16 protein-coding genes and 3 pseudogenes are annotated in these 19,583 nt (G+C 66.8%); 11 read left to right on the top strand and 8 right to left on the bottom strand.

Annotation, left to right across the window (positions count from 1 at the left end):
• Window positions 1-1,433 precede the first annotated feature (1,433 nt).
• Window positions 1,434-2,153, bottom strand: coding sequence for a hypothetical protein (locus tag OHT61_RS00095; protein ID WP_329033869.1), 720 nt, complete (start codon window positions 2,151-2,153; stop codon window positions 1,434-1,436).
• Between the two features lie 391 nt (window positions 2,154-2,544).
• Between OHT61_RS00095 and OHT61_RS00090 the strand changes: the two genes are divergently transcribed.
• The 4 genes from OHT61_RS00090 (at window position 2,545) to OHT61_RS00075 (ending at window position 6,389) form a co-directional block, all read left to right on the top strand.
• Window positions 2,545-3,348, top strand: a complete 804-nt coding sequence (locus OHT61_RS00090) for an alpha/beta fold hydrolase (RefSeq protein ID WP_329033867.1) — start codon at window positions 2,545-2,547, stop codon at window positions 3,346-3,348.
• On the top strand, window positions 3,348-4,634 hold the full coding sequence (locus OHT61_RS00085; protein WP_329043026.1) for a SpoIIE family protein phosphatase: 1,287 nt from the start codon (window positions 3,348-3,350) through the stop codon (window positions 4,632-4,634). Before OHT61_RS00090 ends, OHT61_RS00085 begins: the two co-directional genes overlap by 1 nt.
• On the top strand, window positions 4,631-4,972 hold the full coding sequence (locus OHT61_RS00080; RefSeq protein ID WP_329033865.1) for an STAS domain-containing protein: 342 nt from the start codon (window positions 4,631-4,633) through the stop codon (window positions 4,970-4,972). Before OHT61_RS00085 ends, OHT61_RS00080 begins: the two co-directional genes overlap by 4 nt.
• A 1,087-nt stretch (window positions 4,973-6,059) precedes the next feature.
• Complete coding sequence (locus OHT61_RS00075; RefSeq protein WP_329033863.1) at window positions 6,060-6,389, top strand: MerR family transcriptional regulator; 330 nt, start codon at window positions 6,060-6,062, stop codon at window positions 6,387-6,389.
• A gap of 1,074 nt (window positions 6,390-7,463) precedes the next feature.
• On the opposite strand, the pseudogene OHT61_RS00070 reads toward OHT61_RS00075, so the two are convergent.
• From OHT61_RS00070 to OHT61_RS00060, 3 genes and pseudogenes are all read right to left on the bottom strand, one after another.
• Window positions 7,464-7,774, bottom strand: a pseudogene (locus OHT61_RS00070) (SCO5918 family protein).
• A 47-nt stretch (window positions 7,775-7,821) separates the two neighbouring features.
• On the bottom strand, window positions 7,822-8,226 hold the full coding sequence (locus tag OHT61_RS00065; RefSeq protein ID WP_329033861.1) for a hypothetical protein: 405 nt from the start codon (window positions 8,224-8,226) through the stop codon (window positions 7,822-7,824).
• Window positions 8,227-8,272: 46 nt separating this feature from the next.
• Window positions 8,273-8,874 (bottom strand): annotated as a pseudogene (locus tag OHT61_RS00060) (helicase-related protein); the annotation flags it as partial.
• Window positions 8,875-9,106: 232 nt separating this feature from the next.
• On the opposite strand from OHT61_RS00060, the pseudogene OHT61_RS00055 reads away from it, so the two are divergent.
• A pseudogene (locus tag OHT61_RS00055) lies at window positions 9,107-10,297 on the top strand (IS110 family transposase).
• 88 nt (window positions 10,298-10,385) lie between these two features.
• A complete protein-coding gene (locus tag OHT61_RS00050; RefSeq protein WP_329033859.1) occupies window positions 10,386-10,808 on the top strand; it encodes a hypothetical protein in 423 nt (140 codons plus the stop codon).
• A gap of 37 nt (window positions 10,809-10,845) precedes the next feature.
• Here the strand turns inward: OHT61_RS00050 and OHT61_RS00045 are convergent, their stop codons facing one another.
• On the bottom strand, window positions 10,846-11,001 hold the full coding sequence (locus OHT61_RS00045) for a hypothetical protein (protein ID WP_329033858.1): 156 nt from the start codon (window positions 10,999-11,001) through the stop codon (window positions 10,846-10,848).
• 658 nt (window positions 11,002-11,659) lie between these two features.
• Here OHT61_RS00045 and OHT61_RS00040 point away from each other — a divergent pair.
• The 3 genes from OHT61_RS00040 to OHT61_RS00030 all read left to right on the top strand — a co-directional run bounded on the left by OHT61_RS00040 (window position 11,660) and on the right by OHT61_RS00030 (window position 13,788).
• Window positions 11,660-11,872, top strand: coding sequence for a hypothetical protein (locus OHT61_RS00040; RefSeq protein ID WP_329033856.1), 213 nt, complete (start codon window positions 11,660-11,662; stop codon window positions 11,870-11,872).
• Between the two features lie 146 nt (window positions 11,873-12,018).
• Complete coding sequence (locus tag OHT61_RS00035; RefSeq protein WP_329033855.1) at window positions 12,019-12,681, top strand: hypothetical protein; 663 nt, start codon at window positions 12,019-12,021, stop codon at window positions 12,679-12,681.
• A gap of 21 nt (window positions 12,682-12,702) precedes the next feature.
• Window positions 12,703-13,788 carry a helix-turn-helix domain-containing protein gene (locus OHT61_RS00030; protein WP_329033853.1) on the top strand — a complete coding sequence of 362 codons (1,086 nt, stop codon included), beginning with the start codon at window positions 12,703-12,705 and terminating at the stop codon, window positions 13,786-13,788.
• 6 nt (window positions 13,789-13,794) lie between these two features.
• On the opposite strand, the gene OHT61_RS00025 is transcribed toward OHT61_RS00030, so the two are convergent.
• Window positions 13,795-14,679 (bottom strand): Shedu immune nuclease family protein, encoded by an 885-nt coding sequence (locus OHT61_RS00025; RefSeq protein WP_329033850.1) that lies wholly within the window; start codon window positions 14,677-14,679, stop codon window positions 13,795-13,797.
• Between OHT61_RS00025 and OHT61_RS00020 the strand changes: the two genes are divergently transcribed.
• Window positions 14,563-15,288, top strand: a complete 726-nt coding sequence (locus tag OHT61_RS00020) for a transposase family protein (protein WP_329043024.1) — start codon at window positions 14,563-14,565, stop codon at window positions 15,286-15,288. The genes OHT61_RS00025 and OHT61_RS00020 overlap by 117 nt on opposite strands.
• Here the strand turns inward: OHT61_RS00020 and OHT61_RS00015 are convergent, their stop codons facing one another.
• A complete protein-coding gene (locus tag OHT61_RS00015; protein WP_329033848.1) occupies window positions 15,289-16,740 on the bottom strand; it encodes a hypothetical protein in 1,452 nt (483 codons plus the stop codon).
• Between the two features lie 187 nt (window positions 16,741-16,927).
• The gene (locus OHT61_RS00010; protein ID WP_329043023.1) at window positions 16,928-17,671 is read right to left on the bottom strand and encodes an HNH endonuclease family protein; all 744 of its coding nucleotides are present in this window, start codon (window positions 17,669-17,671) and stop codon (window positions 16,928-16,930) included.
• Window positions 17,672-17,845: 174 nt separating this feature from the next.
• On the opposite strand from OHT61_RS00010, the gene OHT61_RS00005 reads away from it, so the two are divergent.
• Window positions 17,846-19,030 carry a hypothetical protein gene (locus tag OHT61_RS00005; RefSeq protein WP_329033846.1) on the top strand — a complete coding sequence of 395 codons (1,185 nt, stop codon included), beginning with the start codon at window positions 17,846-17,848 and terminating at the stop codon, window positions 19,028-19,030.
• Window positions 19,031-19,583: the final 553 nt, after the last annotated feature.

Below are 19,583 nucleotides of genomic sequence, written 5' to 3'. Positions count from 1 at the left end.
CGCCGCACCACGGGTCCGAGGCGGTGCTGCGCGTAGGGGTGCGGGGCGGCCGGGGTGAGCGCCTTGGGCGCCCACCCCGGCAGGCGGCGCCATAGCGGGGCTGCCGGACCGGAGGGGAGCGGGTGTAGCGAGCCGGCCGTGAGGCTGCCCACGGCAACCGGACGTGGGGGATCGGACGCCCGCTCCCCGCCCGTTCGCCGCCATGGCCGGCGACGGGGGCGGGCGCACCAATCCCGGTGGGCGGAACTCCGGGAGCAAAGGCTCGGCCTGGCCCTGGCTGCCCGGCCCGTCGCCCCGGCCCGGGGGCATTCACGGGCGTGAGGCGCGCCGGATCCAGGGCGGCCGTGCCGTGGCGCGCGACTCTGCCGGCGCGGCGCTCGGGCACACGGGGCCGCCTGTCCGCAGCGCCGCGACGCAGGCCTGGACCCGCTGCGAGGGCGGGCGCGGAGGTTTTGGCTCGACAGGCGGCCGGGTTTTCTGCTTGCCCGTGGCGCAGCGGTCACGTGGCCGACTCGGCAGGTGCGGCCACCCTGGGCCTCGTGGTGACCGCTGCCAGTATGTGACGCGGCAACAGCTGGATGGGTCATCGCCTTCGGGCGGTGTCTGCGGATCCTCGCGCGCCCGGGTAAGCCTCTCGCCCCTTCGCGATGTCGCACAGCAGAGGGTGCGGCAGCGGGACAGTCCTTTGCCGGCGCCTCCACCGGCCGTGAGTACGCTGATCACGACCTCGAATTCATGCCGCACCAGCAGGGGTGGACATACACCACAGCACGTCCCCTGGCGGGCGGCAGGCCGGATCATCTGAGGAGCCCGGCAGCGCCGGGCACCCCGGCGTCTGCGAGGAGACTCGTCGGCCGACGGCCAGGGAGCGGCATAACCGGCGGTCCTTGCACCCAGGCCGCCACGCTGCTCGCCTCGACACCCCGGCCGCCGTACCCGCAGCAGCGCCGGGATACCGCACCTGTGCTGCGACGTGCCCGTCACGCGTGCCCAGCCTCCGCGGCAGCGCATGCGGATGGCGGGGCTGTCCGGGGATGTGCGGATGACTCCCCCTCGTCTCACGCGGGCGGTCGGACGCCTGGAAGAGGAGCGGCCTGGTGCGCCGTGGGGATCTGCCCTCCGGCAAGCGAAAGGTGTTCGTGGTACGCGGTACTGACCGATGAGGGCCGGGCGGCAGTCGACGAAGCCGCCCCGGTCACGCGCGTGCTGTGCGCGAGGCGGTCCTGGGCAGGCTCACTCCGCAGCAGGTGCAGTCCCTCGCCGAGATCATGCAGGTCATCGCCGAGGGACCCGGGCCGAAGTGATGTGCACCGGCCGGCTCCGGCGCTCGGTCCGACGCGCCTCGACGAGCGCCGTCCTCATGCGTCGCCTCTGGCCCGGCCGTCCGCGGCGCCCGGCTGTCCGCGGCGCCCGGCTGTCCGGATCGCCACACCTCAGATGAACAGGGCGCTCTCGACGTCGATGGTGACCAGCTCCAGGCCGGCGTTGACGGTGCCGTCCTCGGCCAGGGGGTGGACGCGCCTGCGGGTCGGCACCACGATGCCGTCGAAGTCCTTGTGTTCCGAGCAGTAGTGCGCGACCGCGCCGGCATTGATGACCTCGGCGGTGTAGTCGTGCCTGCGCAGCAGCCCGTCCTGATCGAAGTAGAAGATCTGGTCTTGGCAGTGCGTGGCGATGCGGTCGGGGAAGGAGACCTTCAGGCGCCGTAGGGTCTGCCCGTCCTCCGTGACGGAGGCCAGTTCCTCGGTCTGGAAATCCGGGGCGGCGAAGGTGAACGGGGACGTGAGGTAGGTCCACATCGCGTAGCCCGCGAAGTACGCGACGTGCAGGTCGTCCCACGGGGTCTCGAGGGAGTGCCCTGCGAATGCCGCACGGGGGTCGAGCCGCTCGGCCTTCACCTCACCCGCGTTGTCCTCGACAGCCACCCGCTCGGGAGTGACGGACGTGTGCAGGTCCGGTTCCTTGAACGGATAGTGGCTGGCGTGCTCCTGGTGCAGGTCAAGCCGTACTCCGGCGTGATCGAACACGCCTTCGTGCCCTTTCAGCCCCCACAGGGCGCCGCCGGAACGGAAATGCACAGTGACGGTGCTGAACTGGTTGTAACGCTCCAAGCCGCCGTGGGCCTCGATGACAGCACTCGTGAGATTACTCATAGGAACTCCTCTCAAAGCCAGGCTAACCCCCCATAGCGGACAAAGGGGCTTTGAGTCGAACCGAGGGTGGAGACGCGGTCCGGGCCGCACGAGGTGGCCGGGACGATCCGGCGGGCGGTGGGCGGCCTTGGGGCGGCCGCGGCTGGCCTGGTGAACCACGAGGCCGGTTACTGGATCGCCGCGGAAACCGGTGTGGACATGGGGGGAGTCCTTGCGCGAGCATGCCGCGGTTTCGGGCATCGGGTGAGAAGTCTGCGGTGCACGGCAGGGACGGCGGCGATCGGCCTCGGGCATCGGTGAACGCCAAGGCTGAACTCGTGGCCTTCCGTAAGGAAGCCGGAGCGCCGGGCTCGCTGCCTCAGGCGGGGCAGGGAATGGGAAACTGGCGGGTATGGATATCCGTCGCAGGAACAACGTAACCGTCACAGGCCGTGCGGACGGACCGGTGCTCCTGCTGGCTCACGGGTTCGGGTGCGATCAGAACCTGTGGCGCCTGGTGGTCCCTGCGCTGGCTGAGCGCTACCGGGTGGTGCTCTTCGACTACGTGGGTTCGGGCCGGGCGGACCCGTCGGCCTGGGACGAGCGTCGTTACAGCTCGCTGGAGGGCTACGCCCAAGACGTGCTGGAGGTGGCCGATGAGCTGGACCTGCGGGATGTGACGTTCGTGGGGCACTCGGTCAGTGCGATGGTGGGGGTGCTCACGGCGGCAAAGGCGCCGGAGCGGATCTCCCGGCTGGTGATGGTCGCGCCCTCGCCCTGCTACATCGACGACGAGGGGTACCGGGGCGGGTTCAGCGCCGAGGACATCGACGAGCTGCTGGAGTCGCTCGAGTCGAACTATCTGGGTTGGTCGGCTGCGATGGCCCCGGTGATCATGGGCAACGCGGACCGGCCGGAACTCGGCCAGGAACTGACGAACTCGTTCTGCGCGACCGACCCCGACATGGCCCGCGTCTTCGCCCGCACGACGTTCCTCTCCGACAGCCGCCAGGACCTGAAGACGGTCACGGTGCCGACGCTGATCCTGGAATGCAGGCAGGACGTGATCGCTCCCAGGGAGGTTGGCGCCTACGTCCGCGACGTCATCCCCGACAGCCGCCTGGTGACCCTGGAGGCTACGGGACACTGCCCGCAGCTGAGCGCGCCGCAGGCCACCGCGGAAGCGATCACCGACTTCATGGGAGCAGCCCGGTGATGTGCCGCACCGGCCCATCGGTGCCCGAGCCGGGCGAGGAGCACGATGTGGATTCCACGGACGCGGCGTTCACATCACTGCTGGAGGACAGCGCCGAGGAACTGTACGAGCAGGCCCCATGCGGGTACCTGTCGACGCTGATGGACGGCACCATCGCAAAAATCAACACCACGCTGCTGGACTGGCTGGGCCTCAAGCGGTCACAGGTGGTGGGCCGGATGCGGTTCGCCGACATGCTGACCGTAGGCGGCAAGCTGTATCACGAGACTCACTTCGCGCCGCTGCTGCAGATGAAGGGCGAGGTCAGCGGCATCGCCATGGACATCAAGACCGCCGGCGAGCAGTGGATACCGGTGCTGGTCACCTCGAAGGTGAAAACCAGCGAGAACGGCGAGCCCACGCTCATCCGCACCACCGTCTTCGACGCCCGCGACCGCCGCGCGTACGAAGCGGAGCTGCTGCGCGGCCGCAAGGCGGCTGAGGAAGCCCGTCGGCAGTCCGAGGCCGACCGCCTCCGCCTCCAGGAAGCGCTCGCCGTCCTTCAGCAGAGCCTGCTGCCCGCCGAGCTTCCCGCCGTTCCAGGCATGGAGGCAGACTCCTACTACCACACCGCCTCCCCGGATCTGCTGGGCGGGGACTTCTACGACCTGTTCCCCCTGGACGGCGGGAGGTGGGCGTTCTTCCTCGGTGACGTGTGCGGCAAGGGCCCCCAGGCCGCAGCAGTCACCTCGCTGGCCCGCTACACCCTGCGGGCCGCCGCCCTGCACAACGCCGACCCCGTCAGGACGCTGAGCACACTGAACACAGTGCTGCACGACCGGTACGCCGGCGGCGAGGGACGCTACTGCACGGCCGTATTCGGCATCCTCGAAATCGGCGACCACCACGCCGGCGTACACCTGGCTTCCGGAGGCCATCCGTCCGCGCTGATCCAGCACGCGGACGGAAGCGCCGACTACCTCCCCACCCCCGGCGGGCTGCTCGTCGGTGTCCTGCCCCAGGCACCGTTCGTCGCCGCCCGCACCCGGCTCCTGCCCGGCGACACCCTGCTCCTGTACACCGACGGCCTGACCGAGGCCCGTACCGGACCCGATCGCGAACGGTACGGCGAGGACGCCCTGCGGGCCTTCACCGCCGCCCAGCCTCCGGCGGGCCCGCAGGCCCTGATCACCGCCCTGAGCGGCCTCCTCACCTCCTTCGGCGACGGGCTCGACGACGACACCGCCCTCCTCGCTCTCGGCATCCCCGCCACCCTTCCCACCAGCGCGAAGGAAGACCTGACATGAGACCGTTGACGATCACTGTCCGAGACGCCGTCACCGGTCCCGTACTGGAGATCACCGGTGACCTCGACTACGAGACGGCGCCCGAACTGCGCAGGACCGTGGACAGCCTGACTCTCACCGCGGGACAACTGCTGGTCCTGGACCTGGCCGATCTGGCCTTCTGCGACTCCAGCGGTATCAGTGCCCTGATCTCGGCCCGGAGCCAGGCCGTTGAACACGGCGCCCGCATCGCCCTTGCCACGGTCCCCGCCCACACCGCCCGCATACTGCGCATCGTCGGCCTGGACCAGGTCTTCGCCATCCACGCGAACGTCGCCACAGCCACCGCCGGCAGCTGACCACACCCTCGACCGCCCCGGCACCGCCCGCGCTTCCCGCGCCCGCGACGGACAACGCGGCCCCGGCCCGACTCGGAGCATGACGCCACCCTTGTCCTGACCATCACCTTCGAGGCCGCGGGGGTATCGGCGTGGGCCGTTGTGCACACCCGCCCCGCTGTGCACACCCGTCCCGCGTCAGCGGGCCTACGTGATCGGCGGTTGCCGTGACCACCGGGCGCGGAGCTCCGCGCGCCGGCGAGTGCCGGACTGCGCCGTGCTCGAGAACCTCGCTCCCCTTCTGCCTGCGGTGCTGACCCGGCAGGACTCCCAGCGGCTCTGATGCCGGAGAGGCTTACGTTCGTCTCTGCGTGCTCCGCAGTCGAATACCTCCCTGACGCACACTCTGAAAATCTGTGCCGACTGGAGTAGACATTGGGCTGTGGTGTGGTTATGGTTTCTGTCGTAGCCAGGAGGACAGCAGGGCCGGGCAGGGACGAACTGCCCGGCAGCAGTACCCGCAGTTGCGGTTCGCAGGACGGTGCGGTGGTGGAGTTTCGGAGCCAGGGTGGTTGCACGACGGCGACGGGACTGGCGGCCGGACCGGGTGGCCCGCGGTAATCAGGGGCCGCCACGAGCAGTACGCAGTGCAGTCGGCAGTACCAGTGGTTCCTCGGTAAAGGCGTCAGGCTGCGGCGCGCGTACCGGGAAGTTCGGCAGCGGGGTTCCAAGCCACAGCAGACGCACAACAGGCGACGGGGCTGGCTGCCGGAAGTGTGGCGCTTCGACAAGGCCATAGAGCAGTTCGCAGTACCCAGCAGTACCCGCAGTTCGCAGTTGATCCCCAGAGGGAAGAACGGAGGAGTTGAGCGCCATCAGGATCGCCCGGGCAGAAGTCTGAGCCCGGGTACCGCAGGACATCGATAGTGAGGTGGTCTCCGGTCAAGCAACCGCGATCCCCGCACACCCGGCACCATCACGGCCGGGCATGCGGAAACAGAAGGCCGGCGCACGACAAGGGCCGGCAGATGGTGTAGCAGTTCCTTCGGGGCCCCGGTGCAATATGGCACCGGGGCCCCTCCACGCGTTCAATCAAGAAGAGGTGCAAATGACAGCAGACGACTCCTTCGGCCGTCTCGACGACGACGACTACCCCGCCTACACCATGGGCCGCGCCGCCGACATGCTCCACACCACCCAGGGCTTCCTCCGCGCCATCGGCGAAGCCAGACTCATCACCCCACTCCGCTCCCCGGGCGGCCACCGCCGCTACTCCCGCTACCAGCTACGCATCGCGGCCCGGGCCCGGGAACTCGTGGACAACGGGACGCCGATCGAGGCGGCCTGCCGCATCGTCATCCTCGAGGACCAGCTCGAGGAAGCACAGCGCATCAACGCCGAATACCGCCGCACCGCCCAATCGGCACCTACGGACTGAACGGCCGCACCCCACACGGCTGCCTTCCCCCCAGACCTGCCCTGCCCCCAGACCTCGGGCAGGGGGGCGGGGGTGGAATCCTGGAGGGGTGTATTCCGCCCGGCCAGCACCTGAAGAACTGATGGTGATCAGTACCCGTTATCCCTCCCCCGGGCATTCGTAAGTGGCCCTGGGGGGGAGTGCCGGCCCGGATACGAGCGAGCGGCTGGAAGCTGCTTTCGGTGAAGCCGTCGCTTCCGGGGACCCGGTGACAGCCGACGTGGCCGGCCTGGCCTTCTGCGACGCGCCTCTTTTGGGGCACCCGCTCACTGTCCGCCTGCGGAAGAACACTGATACGCGTCGGTCCGTTGAGCGATCAAGCCGAGCGACGCTTCGCCGTCACGGGCACCGCGAAGGTCCTCGTGGTCCAGCCGGGGCTGACCGCGGCCCTGGCTCACCTCGCACACTGAAGGCTTGAGCGGGCGGGGAAAATGAGCGGACTTTCCATGCCGACCCCCACCCCGGCAACGTGCTGGCCGGCTCTGACTGCAAGCCCACGTCATCGCTCGGGCATCGGCCCTGTCAATCGCAGTATGAGCGTCCGGATGCTTGGCACCATGGTCGGCATGGCTTAAAACGACGGGCACGCACTCGCACAGTCCCAAGTCAGACGGGCTTCACCACCCCCTTGTACTGGCCGTGGTCGCCGGTGGTGCTGTCGTCACGGGTCGGCCGGCTCCCGGGGCTCCCGGGGCTGCCGGTGACCGGGGGTGTCCGCGGTCGGGGCGGAGTCGGCCCGTCTCAACGAGTGCTCCGCCGTCCTCACCGCTACGACGTGTGAGGGGCAGGCGCCCACGCATCTGCCTTTGCATGTGGGCGGATTCTGCACGGCGCCGTGGGGATCCCGAAGACAGGCGGGACGTGCCGCGTGGCGGCCCGCACGCCAGCGCTTGGACCGTGGGTGATCTCAGCTGCTGCGACCAGTGAGTTGCTACGCGGCGCGCTGACGGACCGCGGTAATGCGGTGAGGGTCCGGCCGGCATGTGCCGGCCGGACCCTCACTGGTGTTGGTGGCGGCGCGCAGCCGCTCGCCGGTCAGATAGTGACAGGGGCGCCGAGCATCGCGGAAGCCTGCTGGAATGGGTGGTGACACGGGTGGGCGCGGCGCTCTGGCGGAGGTTGGGGCAGGTGAAGCCGAGCTGGGTCATGGCCCGGAGAACTTCACCGGCGCTGAAATCGCGACGGTCCTGGCGGGTGATGGCCTGCCCGACCTGCTTGACGGGGCAGGTGCGGCGGCCGATGATCACGGACTCGCCGGTGACCTGTTCGGGCTTGATGCCTTTCATGGATTCCAGGACACCGCTTTTGGTGAGATCCAACGGGAAGCGGGCGATGACACAGCGCATGATGCCTCCCAGGGAGAAGGGGGGTGGTTCTGCCACGGTGAGGCGGTTCAGTGGGCAAGGACGAGGACGCCCCGAGTGCTGTCCGGGCCCGCGGCGACCGGCGCTGCGGCGAGGCGGGGATGACGGGCCGCGTGCTCGGCTTCGGCGGTTGTGGCCACGGGGGAGGTGACCGGCCCACCGCCGCCGAGGATGTCGCGCAGTTGGACCCGGTCGGTGTACGCGAGGCTGTCACGGACCGCGGTGAGCTGGGTCCGGGTGACCAGTTGGGTGCGCAGGCCGTCGTTGTCGCAGATGAACAGGTGCCCGGTGCGTGCGCCGGCCATGACGGACAGGGCGACTTCGACGGTCATGTCGTCGCCGACGTGAAGTGCGCCTGTGTCCATGGGGTCTGCCGCGGTCTGGCGTACGGGGGTGATGTTCGTCGAGCGGGGCTGCATCTGAACCAGCGTCAATAGGTGCCTCCTGCAGTGGTGGGCCAGTTTCCTGATCATGAGGCTTCTAGGCCGCCGCCGCCGCCGCGTCGGAGGAAATCTGCCGCGCGGTCCCGCGCCGGGCAGCCGAGACGGAGCTGCGTCGGCCGCGTGAGGAGGCGCCGCGCCTGCGTCCCTCGGCGACCGGCGCGGTGATCGTGACGGGGATGCCGGAGGGGGCCTGGGCGCCGGTGATCTGGCTGAGCGCCTCTTCGCCGACACGGATCTGGGTGGTCTGGGGCACGATCCCCGCAGCCCTCATGGGCGGGTCATGTCGCGACGCTGGTTGGGGGTGACCAGGGTGACGACGCTGCCGGACTCGCCGGCCCGCGCGGTGCGGCCGCCGCGGTGGAGGTAGTCCTTGTGGTCGGTCGGCGGGTCGATATTGACGACCAGGTCCAGGTCGTCCACGTGGATGCCGCGGGCGGCGACGTTCGTGGCGACCAGCACGTTGACGTGCCCGGTCTTGAACTGGGTCAGGGTCCGGGTGCGCTGCGACTGCGCCTTCCCGCCGTGCAGTGCGGCGGCCCGCACACCGCTGGCGAGCAGGTGGTCGGTGAGTTTGTCCACGGCGCGCTTGGTGTCCAGAAACATGATCACCCTGCCGTCGCGGGCCGCGATCTCAGTAGTCCCTACTTTGTTGATCGGGATGAGCGAGCCATTCGTAGGGTTGGCTCACCCAGGGGTGTCGGGTGTGGCTTTCAGTAGTCTGCCGTCCGTGGCTTCAGACGATTCGCCGTCCGACACCCCCGCGACGACTCGGCTGCTGATTAGGAATTGCGATCCGATCGCTGAGTAGGGACTCGCCAGCGAGGTTGTCTGTGGTACATGCGGGCAAGCAAGCGATCTCTGGAGAGTGCGCGTGACAGCGATCTGGGCCGGTGTCGATGCTGGCAAGACCCATCACCACTGCGTGGTGGTCGACGGCACAGGCAAGCGGCTGTTGTCGCGACGAGTGGCCAACGACGAGCCGGAGCTGCTGAGACTCCTGGCCGACGTCCTCGCCCTGGGCGACGAGGTCACCTGGGGCATCGACCTGGCCGACGGCGGTGCTGCCCTGCTGATCGACTTGCTGATCAACCACGGTCAGTACACGCTCTACATCCCCGGCATGGCAGTCAACCGGGCATCCGAAGGCTACCGGGGCGAAGGCAAGACTGACGCCAAGGACGCGGCGATCATTGCAGATCAGGCCCGCATTCGGCGGGACCTGTAACACCTGCGGCCCGGCGACGAACTGGTCACCGAACTGAAGATCCTCACCGTTCACCGACGCGACCTCACCGACGACCGCACCCGTGCGATTAACAGGCTGCGGGGCCGCCTCACCGGAATCTTCCCGGCCCTCGAACGAACTCTGGACGTGACCAACGCTGGGCCCCTCGTCCTGCTCACCGGCTTCCAGACGCCGGCGGCCATCCGCCGCACCGGTGCCCGCCGACTGGAGACCTGGCTACGCAACCGCAAGGTCCGCGGCGCCGCCCAACTGGCGCAGGCCGCCGTGGAAGCTGCCGAGCGCCAGCACACCAGCGTGAGCGGGGAGAAGCCGACCGCCCAGCTCGTGCACACCCTGGCGAGGGAGGTGATGCGCCTCAACGAGCAAGTCGCCGAGATCGACAAGCTCATCCAGGCCCTGTTTCGCGAGCACAAACACGCCGAGGTGATCGCGAGCATGCCCGGCATCGGCCCCCTGCTGGGTGCCGAGTTCCTCGCAGCTACCGGCGGAGACATGACCGCCTTCGGCACCCCGGACCTGCTCGCCGGGTTCGCCGGCGTCGCCCCGGCTCCCCGCGACTCGGGCAAGATCAGCGGAAACCTCCACCGGCCCAAGAGATACAGCCGCAGCCTCCAACGCGTCTTCTACACCTCCGCGTTGATCAGCATTCGCTGCTGCGAGGAATCACGCCGCTTCTACGACCGCAAACGCGCCGAGGGCAAGCGGCACACCCAGGCCGTGCTCGCACTCGCCCGCCGACGCGTCAACGTCCTCTGGGCTCTTCTCCGTGACAATCGGTCCTACGAGCCCGTACCGCCGGTCCCGACCGCCGCTTGAGCACGACAAATCCGCGAGGAATTACGGTCGACGGGCAGACACAGACGCGGGAAGATCCCCAGACCGAGGGTCGAAGGCGGGGAGTCCGGTGATCACTCAGGGCATGAAGGTCACGACGCGTTGCGATGACTGCGGCGGTGTGCTGATACGCGACATCGGCCAGTTCATCGACCGCGGGCAGGTGTGGTGGGGCACCGAAGGGAGATGCCTGACCTGTCCCACTGCGTGGTGCGAGCAGGACAGCGGCGGAACGACCCCCGAGGAGATCCGGCAGGCGCTGCTGACAGAGCACGGACCCGCTCGACTTCGTCTTGCAGGGTCCGAGTCGAGTCTTGTCCCTGTCTTGCACGCTCTGCGGGAGACACACGGGCTGTCGCTGGCACAGGCGCGGGCAATGGCCGACGAGCTGAGGACCACCGGCCTGGTGGGCACGTTGGTCGAAATGGAACATGTGGCCGCAGGGCTCCGCCGTCGCTCAGTTGCAGCGACCGTCGAGCCGGCGGCCGACTGACGGCCAGCGCCCCAGCCAGAACGGCTTGACAAGAAGATTAGGAATCGTCGGGTGTGGTGTTGTCGGCACCGCATGACCAGCAGTCCCACTGGCTGGGTAGCTCGTAGTGCGTCGTCGTCCAGAAGCCCTTGGGGCGGCCCTGGAGCACGTTGGTCTCCCAGCAACTCCAGCAGTCGAACTCGAAGTCCTCCATGAGCCAAGGATGACGACCCAGGCCGCAGCCAGGGCCCGATTCCGCAACCTCGCACCCGCGAGAGAGAGCACCGCAAGCAAGGCGGGCAAGCCCAGGACCGGCCCGGCTCTGAGGCGTCTCATGGGCCCGCGGGGGGTTGCACCCACGGTTGCTCCCATCGTTGTCTCCATAGGGGGATTCAGGGTTGCACCGGAGGTAGGACCGGAGGTGTGAACCCCACTTTTCAAGATCGCATCGTTTCCCCAGGTCAGACCCTATGGGCAAGCCGATCTTGCACACCGACACCTCTTTCACGCGATAGCCGTGAAGAGGTGAGAGGGGTCCCGGACCGTCGTCGGCGGCGCAAAGCCGCAGCTGGCCTGCCGGGCCGGCCGACCACCGCGAGGTCTCTGACTCCCTTACCGATGAGTGACACCGGCGGGCTACCTAGTGAGCGAGGAGCGCGGACCGCCGCGCTGTGCCGCCTGAGATGCGATACCGACAGGGCTTGCGCCGCTTGGTGGCGCCTCCTTCATCGTGCAGCCCACCACCCCGCAACCCAACGTCTGTGAGCCCGCTCTACGCCCCGACCGTGGCCGGTCGGACCGATTGAGCGGTCCCGGAGCGCGGGCTGTGACCCCGCGCTCAGCCCGAGCGCCTCACCGAAACGAGAACCGTCGTGCCCACGACCACCCTGATCGTCTTCGCCCTTGTCCTGTTCGTCGCACTGCTCCTGGTCCTCGTGTCGGGGCTTGTCCTGGTCGGCCTGGCGTATGTCACCCACCGCCACCCCCGCCTGGAGAAGCCCCTGGGCGTCGCGGGCTCGTTCGCCGGCGTCTTCGTCGCGGCTGTCGCGGTCCTGGTCGCCGTCGTCGCCCTCGCAGCTCAGTGATGCGTAGAGCTGTGCGGGTGGGCCCGTCCATCTAGAGCGACGCCCGACATGACAAATTCGAACAGGCGTGCAATGATCGCCAAGGTTTCAAAAAACAGCCCTCATACCAGGTACGGTCCTTGAAACCGACCCTGGGAGGGGATGTAGTGACTGGCAGCGAAGCGCACGAGGTTGCCACCCGGCTCAAGCAGCTCGGCGTGGACAAGAAGCTATTCGAAGGTGTGCTGGACCGGGCCGTTGCTGAGGCCAAGATGTGCACCGAGTTCGACGCGCCGGCGATGGCAGGCATCACGTTCTGGAGCAGGACCAACCGGTTCCTCGCAGAACACCTGACTGACCCGGCAAATCGGGATCCGATCTGGAAGTACACCGCACGAGACAGCATCCTGCGCGTCGTCCACCCCTCGGGGAGCCACGCCATCACCGCCGTCAGCGGCTCAGGAGGCGTCGCCGACCTCGACTGCTCGGTCCGCTCCAAGAACCCCAAGGGCCGGGTCATGGCGCAGCTGGTCGAGAACAACACGAAGTACGAACGCAGCGGCCAGGGAGTCTTCAGCTCCCGCGATGAAGTCGAGTTCGGCGGCGAACTCGACTCCATGCCCCTGTGGTTCCTGCTCTATGAACGAAACGCAGAAGGCAAGCTGTCCGCAGAACTTTCCCTCCCCAAGAAAATGGAGGGAAAATACGTGAACGAGTGGAGTGAGCGCATTCCACTCTTCATCCGCACCGACCCGGGCCTCGACATCGCCCTCCTGGACGCGCCCGACGACGGCGACGACCTGGACTTCGAGGTCAGGAAGACCGACTAAGCACGACGGGAGCTGGGGAAAGTGTTCACCCCCGAAAGACTGGTACTCGCACGCAAACGACGGCGCATGACGCTCGCGGCACTGTCCCGCGAATCGGGCTTCTCTGCCCAGAGCATCACGGCGTTCGAGAATGCACGCAAGACCCCGTCCGAGGAAACACTTTCCTCACTCGCCGCGGCCCTCCGCTTCCCCATGTCCTTCTTCTACGCGCCACCAGCTCCAGACATGGTCCCCGGCGCCGTCAGCTTCCGCGCCCCCTCGAAGATGAGCGCAGCTGAACGCGACAGCGCTCTCAGCTGCGGCTCCATCGCCGCCACCCTGAACCACTGGCTCGAAGAGCACTTCACCCTCCCCGAACCAGATGTCCCCACCTACGGTGACCTGACGCCTGAGACTGCGGCCGAGCAGGTCCGCGCCGACTGGGGCCTTGGCGAAGCGCCGGCCCCCAACATGGTCCACCTCCTCGAAGCGCACGGGGTACGCGTCTTCTCCCTCGCCCCCGACTGCCTGGACGCGGACGCCTTCTCCACCACCCGGCACGGCACCCCCTACATCCTGCTCAACACCCGTAAGACCGGGGAACGAGGCCGCTTCGACGCCGCCCACGAACTGGGCCACCTCGTCCTCCACAGCGGCTACCAAACTCCCCGCGGCCCTGCCGCCGAGACAGCCGCCGACGCCTTCGCCTCCGCCTTCCTCATGCCGAAGGCAGGCATGCTCGCCCAGCAAGTCAACAACGCCTCAGTCGAGCGCATACTGAGCGCAAAGAGGCGCTGGGGAGTATCCGCGATGGCCTTCTCCTACCGCCTGCGGACCCTGCAGCTCCTCTCCGAATGGCGTTTCCAGCAGACCGCCAAGCAGCTTGCGCAACTCGGCTACCGCAAAGGCGAACCCGGCTCCACCATGGTCCGGGAGAACAGCAAGCTGATCTCCAAGGTCTTCGAAGCGCTACGAGCGGACAAAGTCCCCGTCAGCGAACTGGCGAAAGCAGTGCACATCTACCCCGAAGAGCTCAACCACTACGTCTTCGGCCTCGCCCCCATCAGCTTCCGAGGCGGCGAGCAGAAGAGCGCGCCCGCACGCCCTGCCCTCTCACTCGTACGGTGACCTGCCTCAGCGGTCACCGACGATGAAGCAGGCCCGTTCGTAGAGTTCGTCGAACGTGATGACCTCGACGTCCTGGACGGATCGCCTGTACTGCTCGAAAGAGGCGATCTTCTCAGGGTTACCCGCATTGCGTTCCGTGAGCTGACGAAGATTTCCGATCACCAGCACCTGTTTGGGGCGGACGGTGGCGACCTCGATATCGGTCGGGGCGCCACTGTCTTCGTAGAGCGTGTGCAGCTCACCTGCGACCTGACGAAGGGCCTTGTGCGCGGTCTTCTGCACCTGCGCCACGGCGCCGACAACTTCCTTGGATACTTGGTAGACGTCCGGAAGCCGGTACGGTGTGGCTGCCAGCAGAGGCGTGAGATGAGTCTTGATCTCGCAGAGCAGCAGGCTGCTGATGAATCCCTTGGAGCGCATGACAGCGTCACTGCGCTTCCCGGCGCCGGTGAAGATGTTGGCCCCGGTTGTGAACCGCTCCAGCTTCCCGCCGTTCAACGGTTCGCAGGCGACGAGGTTGAGACCGTAGCCGAAGATCCAAGGATTCTCTTCGAAGAGCTTCTGCCACACGGCCTCCGGGCCTGCCGCACTTTTGCGCTCCTGCTCGAAGTACTCCTGGTCGGTCAGCAGACTGAGCTGTTTCCAACCTGACGGGAGGTTAGACGGGCGGCCCCGGCAGCGGACATGAAGAAAGCCCCTGGTAGACGGGTTCACGACCAAGATCACCAGTCCGCCAGGAGCCTTCGCGTGCTTGTCTACCCGTCCGGCATCGATCTGTCCAGCCGCACCCTGCAGCACCTCTCCGGTCTCCTCGCAGGTCACCGCCGTCGAATCGGCTCCCGATGGCGTCGCCTGACCTGCGGCCGGCAAGCCCTGCTCGTCTTGGCGCACCTTCGCTGCGGCGACACCTACGCCCGCCTTGCAGCAGGTTTCCGCGTCGGGATAGCGACGGTCTACCGATACATACGCGAGGCCGTCGACCTCCTGGCCGCTCAGGCACCAACGCTGGAGCAGGCGATGCGGACCGTGCGGAGGAAGGCGTACGTGATCCTCGACGGCACCGTGCTGCCGATCGACCGCATCGCTGCCGACCAGCCGTATTACTCGGGGAAGAAGAAGCACCACGGGATGAACGTGCAGGTACTCGCGGATCCAGCCGGCCGTCTGATCTGGGCTTCGGACGCGCTGCCCGGGGCAGTACACGATCTGACCGCGGCCCGGACCCACGGCATTCCCGCCGCTCTCGCCGCCGATGGCATCAAGTGCTGGGCGGACAAGGCGTATCAGGGCGCAGGTCCTGCTGTCCGCGTCCCGTTCCGTGGCAAAGGTCTGCGCGGTTGGCGCCGGCGTCACAACCGCGATCACGCCAAGATCCGAAGCCTCGGCGAACGAGCCATGGCCACCCTCAAATGCTGGCGGCTCCTGCGGAAGCTCCGTTGCAGCACCACCCGGATCACCACCGTCGTCCGCGCCGTCATCGCCCTCGAACTCGCCACCTGATCAAGATGGAAAAGGCTCACTGTGAAATCGCTGGAGTTGCGCCTTGCGATTGCTGATCAGCCGGATGTCTTCCTCGGTGAGGCCACCCCCGATGACGCTCTTGACGGCTTCCAGGAGCGTCGTGCGCTCCTGGCCGGCCAGGAGCCTGACCAACTCGGCTTCGTCGTCGACGACCAGCCGCCGACTGCTTTCGGGGAATTCCATTCCGGAGCAGCCCTGTAGGAAGTTGATGACCTTCCAGAAATTTTCGTGGGCATCCTTGATGTCGACGAGGGCTTTCACTACGTGAGAAGTCTCGGTGCCGGGAATGGTTTCAAAAAGCGCAGTCTTCGCAGCCTTGGTCTTGTCCTTCTTCCACAGTTTTATTCTGGGTGAAAGGACGCTGTCCTTGTTGATGAGGGTGACCTGACACAACGTGGCGACGCGCGGCCGGTCGTCGAGGAGGAAATCGGTGATCAGCCGAGCCTTGCGGGTGTCGTAGAAGTAGGGAAAGTCCTCACCACGGATTTCTAGGTCCGAGAAGTCCTGTTCAGTGACGTTGAACTCCGTTGTGGGAAGAAGGATACGCAGGCGCCTCGACATGGGAGCGTCATGCTCGGCTGCCTGATCCCTCCAATCTTCTGATACCGACGGCAACGGACCGGGATCGCCGTCGACCACGAGCGACTGGATGTCTGCGCGCTGAAGGCGGGCGAGGACGGTTTGCAGCCGTGCCCAAATCGTGTCGGTGATCGTCGCAGTAAACGACGGAAGCAGCACAGAAGGCACTGTGAGGACGGCTTCGTAGGTGGCGTCCGTCCACGAGTTACCGGCCATGGGGTGGAAGAAACCGCCGTCATGGCGCAGTGTCAAAACAGACATGCGCACCAGGTCGCGGGCGGCATCTTCACCTTCCCTGTCGAGCAGACCGTAGGTCTGCCCGAGAACGAGGTCGAGCTTGCCGGCGTCATCGTCCCCCAGCGGCAGTGCAACCAACGGTTCGGTGGCTTGAACAGCAGCTGGTGTGTAAATGGGGCGACCCGAGAGGTACTCGAAGGGACGCAGGGCCCAGCCATCCGGCCCCAGGATGCGATTCAACTGTTCTACATGCCGAGATGAGTGATCACCGTCTGGTTGCGTCTCCGGGTGCACGAAGCGCGCCAAAAACGCGAGAAAGTCATCATCAGTGCCATCCGAAATCCGAAAATTCGGATAGCTGAAAACCCAGTCGTCAGGCCAGTCGTTTTCGTTTCTTATTCTGTGTTGGGTGATTTCTTCGCGTGCGGTTCTGAACCGTGAATTTGTCGAGCCGAGAGCATCCAGGTCATACAGTGACTGCAGAAAAACGACTTCGTTGAGCCGACCCCACCAAGGTCTGCCATCGCCGTTGAGATACTCGAAGGCTTCCCGTCGCGTGAGTGACGTGATCCTCTGCGTGCTGTGTGGCGCCGACAAGGCGACGAACTGCGTCATGCCCCAAGGATGAACGTCTATCGGCTCCCTTGTTCGGACAATTGAACATCTGGCCCCTCGACATCTCGCCGCACGTCGCATCTGGTGGGAGGCGCAGCAGGAGTAGTGGGGGAACCCCTTCAGCAGGCGCCAGACCCGGGGGCATTGCCAGGCCGTCTACGCCCTGCACCAACGTCCCGGGCCGGGGTTACGGGGCGGGTGTGTAGGTGACAGTGGTGTCGCCGCAGTCCTCCGCGGTCCCGAGGAGCGCCTGGCGCTCGTTCTCGTCGACGGCCAGGTCCCAGCGGAGCTTCGTCGCGACCCAGGTCGCGGCGTAGGTGCAGTGGTAGGTCCCGTCGGTGGGCATCCACTGTGCGGGGTCCTTGTCTGACTTGGACCGGTTGGAGGCGGCCGAGACAGCGATCAGCGTGTCGGGGCTGTCCTGGTCGTTCGCATAGGCCTCGCGCCGCTCCGCGCTCCACGGTGTCTGCTCGGAGTCGAACACCTCAGCCAGCGGCACGAAGTGGTCGACGTCGAGTCGGCCTGCGTCTGTCACCACCAGGTTGTCGTAGGCGCTGCGCCACGATCCTCCGGTGAGCTTGCAGCCGGCCGCGACAGCGGGTGCTTCGACAGCCTCGGCGAGGATGACTTCTCGGCGGGTGTCGCAGCCGTCGGTGGCGTTCAGGCCGCGGTTCCAGTGCTTGTACAGGGTTCGCTGGTAGCCCTCGCGGTGTTCTGCGGCGACCGGGAGCCGGTCGATCGCATCGAACAGCGGCAGCGCCATCCGGACACTGGGTGCGCCGGCGGGAGGCTGGGCCGGGGCGTAGGAGGTGAAGGGCAGCTCCTCCACCGGCGTGGGCACCATCACGGCGCCAGCGGGGCACGACGTCGCGAGCAGGGGCAGGGCGGCGAGGGCGAGCGCGGGCAGACCACGCCGCATCAGGGAGATCATCACAGGACGTGGTGTAGCAGCCGCCCCTCGCCGCACACAGCGGTCATGACGGCCCCTCACCCGATCGCGGGCACGGGTTCACCTGAAGAAACGGCACACCGAGTGAACGTCGGGACTGTGCTGGATTCGTCGAATTCGAAGCCCGGCTGTCGGTGGGTGCGTGAGACTGTCCCCGTGTTTACGATCGCTCTTGTCGGCGTGCTTTCCCCGTGGTTGGTCCTGGTCGGGATGCTTCTGCTCCTCATTCCTGGACCGATTCAGCGCTGGGGGTCTGCTTCTTGGGAGCGCTTCGAGCGCTGGCGCGCCGACTCGGGGGTGCGCCGCGCTGCTCCACTGTTGACTCAGATGCTGCTGCTGCCGCCTCGAATCCACGATCGTGTTGGCGGTAACGGATTGGCGCCTTCGTACGTCGTGCGCTGGTGGCGCGCTCTGCCTGTAGCAGGGTCGATCAAGACACTCCGGTTTGCCGTACTGCTGTTCATCGTGCTGCACGTCGAGGACATGGCCGACTGGGAGCATCTGCGGTGGAGCGCCGATCCGGGACCACAGTCCGGCTTGGTACAGGAACTGCTCAGCGGCTTCGCGGCTCTACCGACGGCGGTCCTCCCTTGGGACTCTTCCGCGATCGGCAGGGTCACGAAGCTCCTGTTCTGGGCCTTGATCCTGACCGCTGAAGTGCGGCTCATCAAGAGTACGAACCTCATCGGCTCTGGCAGGGGCGCGACACTTTCCGCCTACGACCTCGAGGGCCTCACTAAGTACGCGGACAGGGAGAGTGCCCGCGCGGAGGATCGACGCTGCTGGCCGGTCGTTGCCCTGCTGACGGTCGCAGCCCAGTGCGCGGTCGTTCTCCGCCGGTGGGAGGAAACCCAGCCGGACTGCCAGATCCCGCGAGTCTCCGTTCAACCGGTCGAGCGCGCCATCTGGAGGGCTCACCGCACCCGTCGCGCCAGAGCCAGACGGCACAACGAGCACCAGTTCAAGGCACATGCCGCACTGGTAGTGGGCGCGCTACGGAAGGCCGAAGCCCGGCAGGACTCCGACCCAGGCCGCGCCCTTGAAGACCTCACCGTGATGCTGCTGACAATTGCCGAACGCTACGCCGAGGGGCGTATCGACGACCTCCTCGACGCAGATCAATTCGCCGATGTGGTTCCAGCCGCACCGAGGGAGCGGATCCGAGGGGTCGTGGTGGGGCTTACCGTCGTACTGGTGATGGCTGGTGCGGCCGTACTCGGATTGCCCGAGGCTGCCCTCATCCCTCTGCTGCCGGTGGTGGTCGTGTTCGTAGCTGTCGTCTTCAACCGGGGCCGAGTTCCAACCGTGGGACAGTTCACCGATTTGATCATTCCTCGGTGAAGTGGGACAGCCCTTAGGTTCCTGGATATTGCCCTTTTCACCTTTTCACAGACTGCGGCGCGCAATCAGAGAGGTGGTGTCCGACGACCCCAAGCTCTACACAGCTAGGCGTTGTGATGCATGTTGGTATCAGAGGTTCTCCCTTGAGGCTGACACATGGTCTGATTCCCGCCCGTACGCATGGCTCATAGGGTAGGCTGACGGGGTATTGGCGAACGCGAGTAGTCGGTTTTCGATGATGAGGATGGGTTCGGGTGGAGCGCAGCGGAGCCCGTCACTGCGGTAGGGCCGGCACCCAATCGGACCGACGGCCCGTCACATTCGTTGTCGGGGTACTGGCTAGGATTCCCAAGCCCTACACAGGCCCGCACGTGATGCACCCTCACCCCGTAGCCAGCCTAGGAGGACCCGCTTGCGGGGACTCCCACAATTCGCGCTTGCGCGAATTGCGTTCCGTTCAGAATTCCGTTTACGGAATTCATTCCGGCGCTTGCGCCGGAATCCGAATTGCGCTTGCGCAATTTGTGCTCTATGCAGCGGCTTGCCGCTGCAT

It is taken from the genome of Streptomyces sp. NBC_00178, assembly GCF_036206005.1.
Taxonomy (GTDB): Bacteria; Actinomycetota; Actinomycetes; order Streptomycetales; family Streptomycetaceae; genus Streptomyces.
The sequence above is the reverse complement of the archived record's forward strand: the minus strand, read 5'-3'. Positions and strand labels throughout refer to the sequence as shown.